Annotated in this window: 12 protein-coding genes; 7 read left to right on the top strand and 5 right to left on the bottom strand. The window is 72.3% G+C overall.

All coding sequences use genetic code 11. From position 1 onward, the window contains the following. From ABCS02_RS34105 to ABCS02_RS34095, 3 genes are all read left to right on the top strand, one after another. On the top strand, positions 1 to 1,079 hold a 1,079-nt coding region (locus ABCS02_RS34105), incomplete at its 5' end, for a thiamine pyrophosphate-dependent enzyme (RefSeq protein WP_345840172.1). Between the two features lie 48 nt (positions 1,080 to 1,127). After that, positions 1,128 to 1,391: a type II toxin-antitoxin system Phd/YefM family antitoxin gene (locus ABCS02_RS34100; protein WP_345840171.1), complete on the top strand. Its 264-nt coding sequence runs from the start codon at positions 1,128 to 1,130 to the stop codon at positions 1,389 to 1,391. Then, on the top strand, positions 1,388 to 1,645 hold the full coding sequence (locus ABCS02_RS34095; RefSeq protein WP_345840170.1) for a type II toxin-antitoxin system RelE/ParE family toxin: 258 nt from the start codon (positions 1,388 to 1,390) through the stop codon (positions 1,643 to 1,645). Before ABCS02_RS34100 ends, ABCS02_RS34095 begins: the two co-directional genes overlap by 4 nt. Before the next feature lie 16 nt (positions 1,646 to 1,661). On the opposite strand, the gene ABCS02_RS34090 is transcribed toward ABCS02_RS34095, so the two are convergent. The 4 genes from ABCS02_RS34090 to helR form a co-directional block, all read right to left on the bottom strand. Beyond that, on the bottom strand, positions 1,662 to 3,386 hold the full coding sequence (locus tag ABCS02_RS34090; protein ID WP_345840169.1) for an MFS transporter: 1,725 nt from the start codon (positions 3,384 to 3,386) through the stop codon (positions 1,662 to 1,664). Between the two features lie 189 nt (positions 3,387 to 3,575). Continuing rightward, positions 3,576 to 4,085: a metallophosphoesterase gene (locus ABCS02_RS34085; RefSeq protein WP_345840168.1), complete on the bottom strand. Its 510-nt coding sequence runs from the start codon at positions 4,083 to 4,085 to the stop codon at positions 3,576 to 3,578. Between the two features lie 9 nt (positions 4,086 to 4,094). Beyond that, positions 4,095 to 5,624 carry an ATP-dependent DNA ligase gene (locus ABCS02_RS34080; RefSeq protein WP_345840167.1) on the bottom strand — a complete coding sequence of 510 codons (1,530 nt, stop codon included), beginning with the start codon at positions 5,622 to 5,624 and terminating at the stop codon, positions 4,095 to 4,097. Positions 5,625 to 5,855: 231 nt separating this feature from the next. Beyond that, positions 5,856 to 7,997, bottom strand: coding sequence for an RNA polymerase recycling motor ATPase HelR (gene helR, locus ABCS02_RS34075; RefSeq protein WP_345840166.1), 2,142 nt, complete (start codon positions 7,995 to 7,997; stop codon positions 5,856 to 5,858). Between the two features lie 274 nt (positions 7,998 to 8,271). Here helR and ABCS02_RS34070 point away from each other — a divergent pair, with 274 nt between their 5' ends. From ABCS02_RS34070 to ABCS02_RS34055, 4 genes are read left to right on the top strand one after another with little or no spacing between them, the layout of a single operon-like run. After that, on the top strand, positions 8,272 to 8,619 hold the full coding sequence (locus ABCS02_RS34070) for a YciI family protein (protein ID WP_345840165.1): 348 nt from the start codon (positions 8,272 to 8,274) through the stop codon (positions 8,617 to 8,619). Further along, on the top strand, positions 8,616 to 9,869 hold the full coding sequence (locus tag ABCS02_RS34065) for a sigma-70 family RNA polymerase sigma factor (protein WP_345840164.1): 1,254 nt from the start codon (positions 8,616 to 8,618) through the stop codon (positions 9,867 to 9,869). The genes ABCS02_RS34070 and ABCS02_RS34065 overlap by 4 nt, the downstream gene beginning before the upstream one ends. Positions 9,870 to 9,911: 42 nt before the next feature. Next, a complete protein-coding gene (locus tag ABCS02_RS34060) occupies positions 9,912 to 10,394 on the top strand; it encodes a MarR family winged helix-turn-helix transcriptional regulator (RefSeq protein ID WP_345840163.1) in 483 nt (160 codons plus the stop codon). Continuing rightward, positions 10,391 to 10,858, top strand: a complete 468-nt coding sequence (locus tag ABCS02_RS34055; RefSeq protein ID WP_345840162.1) for a hypothetical protein — start codon at positions 10,391 to 10,393, stop codon at positions 10,856 to 10,858. The genes ABCS02_RS34060 and ABCS02_RS34055 overlap by 4 nt, the downstream gene beginning before the upstream one ends. On the opposite strand, the gene ABCS02_RS34050 is transcribed toward ABCS02_RS34055, so the two are convergent. Further along, positions 10,845 to 12,227 (bottom strand): D-alanyl-D-alanine carboxypeptidase, encoded by a 1,383-nt coding sequence (locus tag ABCS02_RS34050; protein WP_345840161.1) that lies wholly within the window; start codon positions 12,225 to 12,227, stop codon positions 10,845 to 10,847. The two genes, ABCS02_RS34055 and ABCS02_RS34050, sit on opposite strands and share 14 nt — an antisense overlap. Between the last annotated feature and the right edge of the window lie 141 nt (positions 12,228 to 12,368).

Below are 12,368 nucleotides of genomic sequence, written 5' to 3'. Positions count from 1 at the left end.
CGCCGGCACCCGACCCGGACATGCTCGACCTCGCGGTCGGCACGATCGCATCGGCCCGCCGACCGGTCGTGGTCGCGGGGCGCGGTGCATCCACCCCCGACGCCCGCGAGGCGCTGCTGCGCCTCGCGGGCCGCCTCGGTGCGCCGGTGGCCACGACGCTCAAGGCCAAGGACCTGTTCCGGGGCGAGCGCTTCGACCTCGGGTTCTTCGGCTCGCTGGCCCACGCGGTCGCGCTGGACACGATCCAGGCGAGCGACTGCGTGATCGTCTTCGGCGGCTCGCTCAACAAGTGGACGACGGCGGAGGGCTCGCTGCTCGCCGGGAAGCGCGTGGTCCAGGTCGACGTCGACCGCGACGCGCTGGGCCGTTCCGCGCGCGTGGACGTGGCGATCCTCGGCGACGCCGCCGCGACGGCGGACGCGATGGTGGAGCTGCTGGACGAGGCGAGCACCGAGCCGACCGGCTTCGCGTCGCACGCGCTCGCCGAGCGGCTCGCCGCGGTCCGGGAGGAGTACACCGACCACAGCACGAGCGCGACGGTCGACATCCGCACCGCGTTGGACCGCATCGACGCACGGTTCCCCGCGGACCGGAACCTCGTCTTCGACGCCGGCCGCTGGGTCTTCAAGGGCTTCACGATGCTGCACGTGCCGGAGCCGTCCGCCTACGTGCACAGCCTCAACTTCGGCGCCATCGGTCTCGGCATGGGGACCGCCATCGGGGCGGCGTTCGGCGCCCCCGAGCGCCCGACGCTTATGGTCACGGGGGACGGCGGGTTCATGCTCGGCGGCCTCGCGGAGTTCAACACGGCGGTGCGCCACGGACTCGACATCGTCGTTGTCGTGTTCAACGACCGCTGCTACGGCTCCGAGCTCATGTTCTTCCGCGAGAAGGGCATCGATCCGGCGATCGCGAGCTTCGACTGGCCGGATCTCGCGGCCGTCGCGACCGCGCTCGGGGGAGAGGGTCGCTCGGTCCGCAACCTCGACGAACTCGATTCCGCCCTGGATGCGATTGACCGGCGCACCGGCCCGATGCTCCTCGACATCGCGATCGATCCGGAGAACGTCCCGTTGTGATGCAGTGCAATTGACGCAAAACGTACGTTATGCGCGTAGAATCGCCGCATGAGTGAGATCGCCATCACCGACGCCCGTGGGCGCCTCGCGTCGATCGTCGACGAGGCGCGCAACGCTCCCGTCTACCTCACCCGTCGCAATCGAGCCGTGGCTGCCGTCATCGACGCGGCGCAGCTCGATCGGCTGCTGGAGGACGCCGAGGAGCTCGCGGACATCCGCGCCGTCGACGCCGCCTGGGAGGAGACGGAGCGGCTCGACGAGACGCCTATCCCGTGGGCGGACGTGAAGCGCGATCTCGGCCTGGCACCGTGACCTACGCGATCCAGATCCTCCCGGCTGCCGTCCGGGACATCCGAAAGCTGCCTCCGGAGGCGAAGCGTCGCATTCAGGCGGTGATCGAGCTCCTCGGGGACGATCCTCGGCCGCCCGCGGCCAGGAAGCTCACCGGACGCCCCGAATGGCGCGTCCGGACCGGTGACTACCGAGTGCTGTACAGGATCGAAGATCACGTGCTCACGGTCGTCGTCGTGCACGCCGGTCACCGGCGAGAGGTCTACGACCGCTGACGCGGGGCAGATCGCCTCACACGTCGCTGAGCTCCTCGGCGGGCTGGGCCATGGGGATGCGCACGGGCGCGGTCTTCTCCACCGGAACCTCCCGTCCCATGAGGAGCGAGGCGATCGCGCCGATGAGGGACATGATCGCGGCGGTGACGAACACGATCTCGAGGCCCGCGTGGAACGGCTCGGAGATCAGCTGCGGGAAGAACGTCTGGCCCGTCAGTGCCGTGGCATCCGCCGCCGGGAGGGAGTTCAGGACGCCCGTCGGCTCCAGGATCGACGCGATCGGGTTGTAGCCGAGGAACGCGGCGAACAAGCTCCCGACGGGCGGGGTCCCGGCGATCTGGTTCGCGAGGTCGGCCGGCACGTTGTGCGCGGTCAGGCCCGCGAACATCGTGCTCGGCAGCGTCGTGGCGAGTCCCGCGATCATGAGCGAGAAGAAGATCCCGATCGAGAGGGAGTTCCCGGCGTTCTGGAACGTGCCGGTCATCCCGGATGCCGCGCCGCGTTCGGTCGCGGGCACGGAGTTCATGATCGCGGTGCGGTTCGGGGCGGCGAACATGCCCGAGCCGACGCCGTTGAGGAACGTGAGGACGGCGAAGATCCCGTAGTCGAAGTTCACCGGGATGAGCAGCAGCGCGACGAACGTGACCGCCACGAGCAGCAGGCCGGCGGTCGCGAAGGTCCGCGCGCCGAACCGGTCCGACAGCGTGCCGGAGATCGGACCGGACACGAGGAACCCGACCGTTAGCGGCAGCAGGTAGATGCCCGCCCAGAAGGGTGTGCTCTCGTACGAGTAGCCGTGGAGCGGCAGCCAGATCCCCTGCAGCCAGATGATGAGCATGAACTGCAGGCCGCCGCGGCCGATCGAGGCCAGCAGTCCCGCGAGGTTGCCCCACGCGAACGTGCGGTTCGCGAACAGCCGCACGTTGAAGAGGGGATCCTTCACGCGCAGTTCGAGGAAGACGAAGGCCGCGAGCACCGCGATGCCGCCGATGATCCCGGCGAGAACCCAGGGGTTCGACCAGCCGGTGGAGCTGTCGCCGTAGGGCTGGATGCCGTACGTGATGCCCGCCAGCAACGCGACGAGGCCGACGGCGAAGAGGATGTTGCCGGCCCAGTCGATCCGGCCGCGCGAGGTCGTGCCCACCTCGTGCAGCGAGACGTACGACCAGATCGCGCCGACCACCGCAAACGGGACGCTCACGAGGAACACGGCGCGCCAGTCCAGCGCCGCCAGCATCCCGCCGAGGATCAGGCCGAGGAACGTGCCCGCGATCGCCGCGATCTGGTTGATGCCGATCGCCATGCCGCGCTTCCGCGCGGGGAAGGCGTCCGTGAGAATCGCGGTCGAGTTGGCGAAGATCATCGAGCCGCCGATCGCCTGGATGACGCGCCATCCGATGAGCCACAGCGCGCCCGCGCCGGACTCGAACGGATCGAAGACGAGCGCCACGGCGGCGACGGCGAAGATGACGAAGCCGAGGTTGTAGATCCGCACGCGGCCGTACATGTCGCCGAGGCGTCCGAACGTCATCACGAGCACGGCCGTCACGAGGATGTACCCCATGAGCATCCAGAGCAGGTAGCTCACGTTGCTCGGCTGGAGCGGATCGAGGTGGATGCCGGTGAAGATCGCCGGCAGCGAGATCAGGACGATCGATCCGTTGATGGTCGCCATCAGCATGCCGAGCGTCGTGTTGCTCAGCGCGACCCATTTGTAGTGGGGGTGTTCCTTGCTGAACATCCCCGACCGTTCCCGCACCGCTCTCTCAGCCACAATCTCTCCGAACAAGTTACCTGTTGTGAACTAACTATATCCCCGGAGGCCGGCGGTCAGGTCACGAGCGGAGGAGATGTGAGCTGCGGAGGGCGGGATGCGGGGATTCGGTCCTCCGCTCGTCCCATCTCCTCCGCTCATCGCGGCGGCCGGTGGTCAGCGCGCGTTCGGCTCCACGGGGATGAGGCGCGCCTCGACGACCGTGCCGGCGTCGACCACGACGCTCAGGAACGTGCCCCGCGGCTGCCGGCGCCGGTCGGTGGGCGAGCCGGGGTTGAGCAGCCGCATGCCGCCCGGAGTCGTGCTGTCCCAGGGGATGTGACTGTGCCCGAAGACGAGCACGTCCGTGTCGGGGTAGGCGGCATCCATCCGGGTCTCGCGCGCCTTCGCGTCGCCCGTCTCGTGCACGACGGCGAACCGGACGCCGTCGAACGTCGCCCGCGCGACCTCCGGGAGGCGTGCGCGCAGATCGCCGCCGTCGTTGTTGCCGCACACGCCCACGACCGGCGCGAGGGCCTCCAACTCGTCCAGCACGGTGGCGCTCACCCAGTCGCCGGCGTGGATGATCGCGTCCGCCCGCCGCGCCTCCTCGAGGAGGTCCGCCGGAAGCGCGCGAGCGCGCGCGGGGACGTGCGTATCCGAGACGACCAGGAGCCGCGTGGGCATGCTTCGAGGCTAGTCGGAGGGGTCGCCGCGCAGGAGTCCGCGGAGGGTCTGGATCGTGTCCGCATCCTCGGGACGCTTGTCCTCGCGGTAGCGCTTGACGCGCGCGAAGCGCAGCGCGATGCCGCCGGGGTAGCGGGTCGAGCGCTGCACTCCGTCGATCGCGATCTCCACGACGAGCTCGGGCGCGATCCATACGGTGCCCGGCGTCTCGCGGACCGCGAGCTCCGGAAAGCGCTCGGTCTGCCACGTCAGCAGTGCGTCGGTGAGGCCCTTGAACGTCTTGCCGACCATGACGAAGCCGCCGCCGAACGCGCCCGTCGCGTCGCGGGCGCCGAGATGCAGGTTGGACAGCCAGCCCGTGCGGCGGCCGTATCCCCACTCCGCGGCGAGCACGACGAGGTCGAACGTGTGGACGGGCTTCACCTTGATCCAGCTCGACCCCCGGCGCCCCGCGGCGTAGGGGGAGTCGATCGCCTTCACGACGACGCCCTCGTGGCCCGCCGCCAGGGCGTCCGCGGCGACCTGCTCCGCGACCTCCGGATCGGCGGTGACGCGTCCTTCGATCCGGTGCGACGGGGCGATCCGGGCGAGCTCGTCGCGGCGGATCCGGAGCGGCTCGTCGATGAGGTCGCGTCCGTCGACGTGCAGGACGTCGAAGAACCAGGGGTGCAGGACGACCTGACGCGCCACCTCCGCCCCGAACCGGGACATCGTGTCCTGGAACGGACGGGGCGCGTCGTTCTCGTCGAGCGCGAGCGTCTCGCCGTCGAGGATGACGTCGTGCACCGGCATCCGCCGCACCGCCTCGACGACCTCGGGGAGGCGATGCGTGATGTCGGCGAGGTTGCGCGTGAAGATGCGCACCTCGTCGCCGTGCCGGTGGACCTGGATGCGCGCGCCGTCGAGCTTGTACTCGACGGACGCCTCGCCCACCGCCGCCACCGCGTCCGTCACCGTGGCGGCCGTCGAGGCGAGCATCGGCAGCACCGCGCGCCCGACGACGAGGCCGACGGCGGCGAGCTCCGCGGGATCGCCCGTAAGCGCGAGCCGCGCCGTCTCGCCGAGGTCGCCGGAGAGCATCGCCGCGCGGCGCACCACGGCCGCGTCGCGTTCGGAGGCGCGCGCGATCGCGTCCAGCAGCACGCCCTCCAGAGCCCCCGTGCGCAGCTCGCCGAGGATCACGCGGCGCAGGAAGTCCCACTCCGGGCCCGTGGCGCGCTCCGCCAGGCCGCGGAGGGTGTCGCCGCGCACCGCGGCGGATCCGGCCCCGGATGTCGCGGCGAGCGCGTCGAGAGCGGCGTCGACCTCCTCGATCGTGAGCGTCGGCGCGGTCGCGGGCTCGACCGCGAGCGCGGACATTCCCCGCCACCCGACGCCGACCCGGCCCTGACGCGGGCTCGCGGTGAGGAATCCGACCGCGATCGGGATCTCGGCCGCGTCGAGCCGCCGCAGCAGGCTCGCGAGCGCGTCGACCTTCGCGAGGCGCGAGCGGGTCCCCGCGACGGCCTCGCTCGTCTCGACGACCGCAGCCAGCAGCATGCCTCGCATCCTCCCACCTGCCCCCGACACTCGCGCTCTCTCCCTCTCCGCCGTCCCTCCCCACGCGCCCCCGCCCATCCCGCTCACCTGTCGCCTTCGACGACCGCGGGTGGTTGTTTGCGACAGGCGAGCTCGTTCCGCTCGCGGCTCGCCTGTCGCTTCATGCCGCGCGGGTGGGCGATCGCGACAGGTGAGCGATCGGTGCACGCGGAGCGCGCGGGCAAGCGGGGGTCAGGACAGCAGCACGAGCTCGGACGTGGCGCGGGTCATGGCGACGTAGCGGTCCACCCCGGCCTCGACGCCGGCGCCCCAGGTGTCGGGAGCCACGAGCACCACGAGGTCGAACTCGAGCCCCTTCGCGGTCACCGGGGTGAGGGCCCGCACCCGCGGCATCCCCGCGAAGGCGGGATCGCCGATGACGCAGGCCACGCCCTCCGGGTGCTCGGCGAGCCAGGTCGCGAGGATCGCGTCGCGGTCCGCGATCGCCGCGTGCCGCACGGGTCGGCCGCCCTCGCGGATCGAGGTCGGCACGTTCGCGTCCGGAAGCGCCGCGCGGATCACCGGCGCCGCCTCGGCCATGACCTCGGCGGGGGTGCGGTAGTTGATCGTGAGGCCCGCGACGCGGACGCTCGCGAGGCCGACCCGCGCGAGCCGCGCCTCCCACGACTCGGGGAACCCGTGCCGGGCTTGCGCCCGGTCGCCGACGATCGTGAAGCTCCGCGACGGGCACCGGCGCAGCAGCATCCGCCACTCCGCGTCGGTGAGCTCCTGCGCCTCGTCCACGATCACGTGCGCGAACGGGCCCGCGAGCGCGTCGGGATCGAGGCGCGGCGTCTCGGCGTCGTCGTCCAGGCTGTTGCGCGCGTCCTGCCCCCGGAGGATCGACATGAGCTTGAGGTCGGAGTCGTCCGCGGCGATGAGATCCTCCGTCACGCGCTCGCGCAGCTCCCGCTCCGCGGCGCGCGCGGCCTCGTTCTGCCGCTGCCGGCGTGACGCCTCGGGATCCCCGATCCGCTGCCGGGCGGCATCCAGCCACGGCAGGTCGGACGTGGTCCACGCGCGGGCGTCGGCCCGCTGCAGCAGCGCGACCTCGTCGGCCGAGAGGGAGGGCACGCAGTACCGCAGGTACTCGGGCACGGTCCAGAGGTCCGCCACGACGGCCACCGGATCGAGCAGCGGCCACGCGCGCCGGAACGTCCCCGCGAGCTCCTCCTCCCGCGCGAGCCACCGGCGCACCTGCGCCCGGGGGAGGTCCTCGTCGTCGAGCTGGTCGAGCAGGAGCTCCAGCAGCGCGTTCCAGACCTGGTCGCGGGCGTCGTCGTGGGAGGCCGCGGGATCGGCGGACCCGAACGCCTCCGCCCAGTCGTCCGGCCCCGCGACGACGACGCCCCACGGCGTCTCGATCGCGAGCCGGCGTCGCGGCGGATCCTCGTAGTACCGGGTCGCCCGGTCGACGGCCGCGACCACGTCGATCGACTCCTTCAGCCGCGCGACGCGCGGGTCGGGCTCGGTCCCCGCGGCCGCGCCCTCCGGCACGAGGTCGCGGAGCGTGCAGATCCGCACGCTCTCCTCGCCGAGGCTCGGCAGGACGTCGTCGACATAGGCGAGGTAGGCGTCCGTGGGGCCGACGAACAGCACGCCCCCGCCGCCGCGCGTGAGGTGCGGCTCGGCGTAGAGGAGGTACGCCGCCCGGTGCAGCGCGACCACGGTCTTCCCCGTTCCGGGGCCGCCGTCGACGACGAGCGCGCCGGGGGAGCCGGCGCGGATGATGGCATCCTGGTCCGCCTGGATCGTCGACAGCACATCGCGCATGCGGGAGGACCGGCTCGTCCCCAGGCTCGCGATGAACGCGGAGTCGTCGTCGGGGGAGACCCCTTCGGCGAAGCCCTCCGGGGCGAAGACCTCGTCCCAGTAGTCGCTCACCCGCCGGCCGGTCCAGCGGTAGCGGCGGCGGCTGACGAGGCCCATCGGGTTCGCGTGCGTCGCACCGAAGAACGGCTCCGCCGCCGGTGCCCGCCAGTCGACGAGCAGGCGCCGGCCGTCGCGGTCGGTGAGCCCGATGCGGCCGATGTACGCGGCCTCCGGATCGCCGGCGGCGACCATGCGCCCCAGGCACAGGTCGATCCCGAAGCGCTGCATGAGCCGCTGCTGGGCGGCGAGCCGGCGGATGTCGCTGTCGCGCTCGACGGCGGTCTGGCCCTCGGCGGGGATGAGCCGCAGCTCGTCGAGCCGGCGGGCGAGGCGCGCGGCATCCTCCTGGAGCGTCGCGGCGATCGCGGCGAACTGCGTCTCGTCCCGGGCGACGAGGCGCGGATCGGCCTTGGCGGCACGGCGGGATCCGAGGTCGAAGACGGTGGTGGTCAGCGGGGTCACGGGCAGGCTCCATCCTCGCGGGCAGACGACGATTCTCGTCCCTGACCGGGCCCTTGCCGCAAGCCCCCACCCCGCCGGTATCCTGGAAATGCAGGGACCCTGCGCGCCCCGAGAATCCACCCCCTCGCACTGCCTCGAGCATGTCTGCTCGGCACGAGGATCCGGACTCGGCGAAAGAAGTCGCGCGGGTACTGTCGATCCCACGCGGGTGCTGCGTCATTGCAGTGAGGCGGGCGAACAACGAGGCCGCCGGACCACACGAAGGAGACATCCCATGCAATACCTCATCACCCTCAACGTGCCTCCCTACGAGGCTCCGCGCGCCGGCGAGCCCGGGTTCGAGGAGCGCATCGCTCCGTGGGTCGAGTTCCACCAGACGTTCGGCGACGCGCTCGTCGCGGGCGGGGAACTGCAGCCGCGGGAGACGGCGACGACCGTCCGCCGCTCGGCGGACGGCGACACGATCGTCGACGGGCCGTTCCAGGAGACGAAGGAGGCGCTCGCCGGCTTCTACCTCGTCGAGGCCCCCGACCTCGACGCCGTGCTCGCCGTCGTGACGGCGCTGCCGCTCCCGGGCGGCGCGTTCGAGGTGCGGCCGCTCGCCGCCGGCATGGCCCGGTGACCGACCCGTCCGCGGCCGTCACCCGGCTCGCGCGCGAGGAGAGCGGGCGCGTGCTCGCGCTCCTCGCTGCGCGCTTCGGCGTGGAGGTCGCGGACGACGCCGTCCAGGACGCGCTCATCGAGGCCCTGGACTGGACGGCGGTGCCGGACAATCCGGCGGCGTGGCTCCACACGGTGGCGCGCAACCGCGCGATCGACCGGATCCGCCGCGAGGCCGCGATCCTGCGCCGCACGCGGGAGACGGGGATCGACCTCGCCGTCCTCCGCCCCGCCGTCCACGATCCCGCCGACGAGGACGAGGAGCCCGACATGGTGGTCGACCACGCCGCGGTCGGCGACGAGCAGCTGCGGCTCATGCTGCTGTGCTGCCACCCGGCGCTCGGGCACGAGGCGCGGGTCGCCCTCACGCTCCGGCTCGTCGGCGGCCTCACGACCGAGGAGATCGCGGCCGCCTTCCTCGTGCCGGAGGCGACCCTCGCGCAGCGCATCGTGCGCGCGAAGCGGAAGATCCGGGATGCCGGCATCCCGCTCACGGTGCCGGCCGAGCTGGACGAACGGCTCGACGCGCTGCTCGGCATCCTCTACCTCGTCTTCAACGAGGGCTACCTCTCCCGCGGCGACCGGGCGGGCGCCCGCGTCGACCTCATGGAGGAGGCGATCCGGCTGACGATCCGCCTGCATGACCTGCTCCCCGACAACCCCGAGGTGGAGGGTCTCCTCGCGCTCGAGCTCTACGCCCGCGCGCGGACGGAGGCGCGCTTCGTGCGGGGCGAGCTCGTGCTGCTTGAGGACCAGGACCGGTCGCGCTGGGACCTCGAGCTCATCGAGCAGGCGAACCTCGTGCTGGATGCCGCGATGCGCCGTGCCCGTCCGGGCCGGTACCAGCTCCAGGCCGCCATCGCGAGGTATCACGCGACCGCGCGCACGGCGGCCGATACGGACTGGGCCGCGATCGCCGCCGCCTACACGCGGCTTGCGGACATCGCGCCGTCGCCGGTCGTGGAGCTGAACCGGGCGGTCGCGGTCGCGATGGCCGACGGCGCCCCGGCGGGCCTCGCGCTGATCGAGGGGATCGCCGGCCTCGACCACTACCACCTGTACTGGGCGGCCCGCGGCGAGCTCCTGGCCCGCGCCGGCCGACCCGCGGACGCCGTCCCGGCGCTCCGCCGCGCGCACGCGCTCGCCATGAATCCGGCCGAGCGTCGGCACCTGGAGCGCCGCATCGCCGCTCTCGTCTATCGGAATCATTAGAAGCCATACCCTTCGATATCGAAGTGTGCATAGACTGGCCGCGTGGATGACAGGCATGCACTGCCGCTCGGCCTCCGGCTGAACCAGGTCGCCCGCGTCGTGGGTCAGCAGTTCGACCGCGCGCTCACCGAGGTCGGCGGGTCGCTGCCGGTGTGGCTCGTCCTCCTGAGCCTCGCGGGGCGGCGACCCGCCACCCAGCGCGAGCTGGCCGGGCGCATCGGCATCACGGAGGCCACGCTCTCCCACCACCTCGGCGCGATGGAGCGCCAGGGCCTGATCGCCCGGGCCCGCAACGGGGAGAACCGCCGCGTCCACGACGTGTCCGTGACCGATGCGGGGCTGGCGCGCTTCCACGAGTTGCGGGAGGTCGCCGTCGCCTTCGACGGGCGGCTGAACGCCGGCCTGCCGGAGGCCGACCAGGCGCGGCTCGCGGCGCTGCTCGACCACGTGGTGGCCAACATCAGCGAGCGCCCGATCCCCGGACCCCTCTTCGACACGCACTCGAGCGAAGGACGACAGACATGAGCGAATCCACCCCGCAGCGCGCGCAGACCCTTCCGATCCAAGGCTTCGCCAATCGGCTGGTCCGCGGGCTCCTGGCGACGCCCCTGATCGCGCAGGGGATCGGTCGGCGCCTCGTCACGCTGTACGTGACCGGCCGCAAATCCGGGCGGCGGTACGTCATCCCCGTCGCCTACACGCGCGACGGCGATCGGCTGCTGTCCGGTTCGCCGTTCGGGTGGGGCCGTAACCTGCGCACCGGCGAGCCGATCACGATCCGGCTCCGCGGCCGGCTCCGCCAGGCGGATGTCGAGGTCTTCGCCGACGAGGACGACGTCGTGCGCCTCTACGCGCAGATGTGCCGGGACAACCGCGTGTTCGCGGGCTTCAACAAGATCGCGCTCGACGACGTCGGCAACCCGTCCGCGGCCGACCTCCACGCGGCCTGGGTCGCGGGCGCCCGCGCCTTCCGGTTCACCCCGCGCTGACGCTCCGCGCCTGGCCCCCGAGGTCGAAGGGGTGCGTCAGGCGCCACCACGCGCTCGGGAGCGGGATGTCGCTGTCGAGCGCGAGGGACGCCGTCGCGGTCCGCGGCCCCGCGGTCCACGTGATGCGACCGACGTCGTCGCCGCGCGCGCCCGTCGTGATCGTCGTCGTGTCGATCGTGGCGGTGATCGGCGTGTCCGACCAGGTGAACACCGACGCGCGGTCCGCCACGACGATTCCGGCCGACGCGCCCCACGGCGTCGTGTACCTGCCGACCTTCTGGCCGGGCTGCGTGAGCGGCACGTCGTGGAAGCCGTTCGTGATGCTCGTCAGCAGGGCTGCGACGTCGTCGTTCACGGCGGCGTGCGACCGCCCGCCGAGCATCACCCCGGTGACCGACAGCGGATCCCCGGTCCCCACCGGGAGCGCCGCGGAGAACAGCAGGTTCGATCCGCTCTCGTCGAGCGTGCCGGTCTTGATCCCGCTGACCCCGTCGACGCCGAGCAGGTCGTTGGTGTTCGGGAGCGGCGCGAGGCCGGGCACGTCCAGCCGCGGCATCCGCACGATCCCGGCGATCACCGGGTCGGCGGCGGCGAGCCGGGCGAGCGTGAGGAGGTCGCCGGGCGTGCTCGTGTTCCGGGTGTCGACGCCGGTCGGCTCGACCAGCGTCGTCTGGGAGAGACCGTGGGCGGCGAGCCACGTCCGCGCCGCGGCGAGGAACGCGGACTCCGACCCGAACGCCCACTCGGCGACGGCCTCCGCGTAGTTGCAGGCCGACACGACGAGCATCGTCTCCAGGGCGTCGTGCTCGCTCATCGAGCTGCCCGTCGGCATCTCGGCGATCGTCGCCCCGAGCACGTAGTACTTGTCGTAGAGCGCGTGGTCGGCCGCGTCGAACCGGAGCGTGGGGCCGGCGGCGCCCGGTCCGTCGAGCGGCTTGGCGTCGAGCACGACCATCGCCGTGATGATCTTGCTGATGCTGGCGATCGGACGCGGCTCGCCGCCGCCGCTCGACGCCCAGACGCCGCTCGCGCCGGGTCCGAGGTAGGCGTCGGCGCCGGCGACGCTGATCGCTGCCGCACCCTCTGCCGGCAAGGCGATCTTCGCGGCCGCCGGCGTCGCGATCTTCGGCACCGCGGCGCTGACCTCCGCCGCGCCGACCGGCGCAGTCAGGGTGTATCCGGCGTAGACGCCCACGAGCGCGAGGATCACGACCGTCACGATGCCGCCGATCAGCGCCCCGCGTCGGCGTCGGCGCCGCCGGAGCGCCGGGTCGACACCGGGCGTGCCTGGCTTCTCGTACGTCCGCTCGTCGCTGATCAGCTCGCGGAACTGCGCGAGGCCGTCCGCCGCCTCGTCCCCCTGTGACACGTTTCCCCCAAACGTTCCCCTCCTCCCATCATGCGCTATCTGGGCGCGGGGGAGGTCAGGAGTTCAGGTGAACGATCGCCAACACGATGAGGATGAGGCCCACGAACATCATCGAGACCCACAGCACCGTGCTCGAGTGCG

It is taken from the genome of Microbacterium sp. X-17, from assembly GCF_039615055.1.
Note: the sequence above shows the minus strand (reverse complement) of the source record. Positions and strands in the feature narration are given on the sequence as shown.

Bases quoted from the DNA above. Each gene is read 5' to 3' on its own strand.
- ABCS02_RS34100 (WP_345840171.1), top strand. From the start codon at position 1,128: ATGAGTGAGATCGCCATCACCGACGCCCGTGGGCGCCTCGCGTCGATC.
- ABCS02_RS34090 (WP_345840169.1), bottom strand. From the start codon at position 3,386: ATGTTCAGCAAGGAACACCCCCACTACAAATGGGTCGCGCTGAGCAAC.
- ABCS02_RS34085 (WP_345840168.1), bottom strand. From the start codon at position 4,085: ATGCCCACGCGGCTCCTGGTCGTCTCGGATACGCACGTCCCCGCGCGC.
- ABCS02_RS34080 (WP_345840167.1), bottom strand. From the start codon at position 5,624: ATGCTGCTGGCTGCGGTCGTCGAGACGAGCGAGGCCGTCGCGGGGACC.
- ABCS02_RS34070 (WP_345840165.1), top strand. From the start codon at position 8,272: ATGCAATACCTCATCACCCTCAACGTGCCTCCCTACGAGGCTCCGCGC.
- ABCS02_RS34055 (WP_345840162.1), top strand. From the start codon at position 10,391: ATGAGCGAATCCACCCCGCAGCGCGCGCAGACCCTTCCGATCCAAGGC.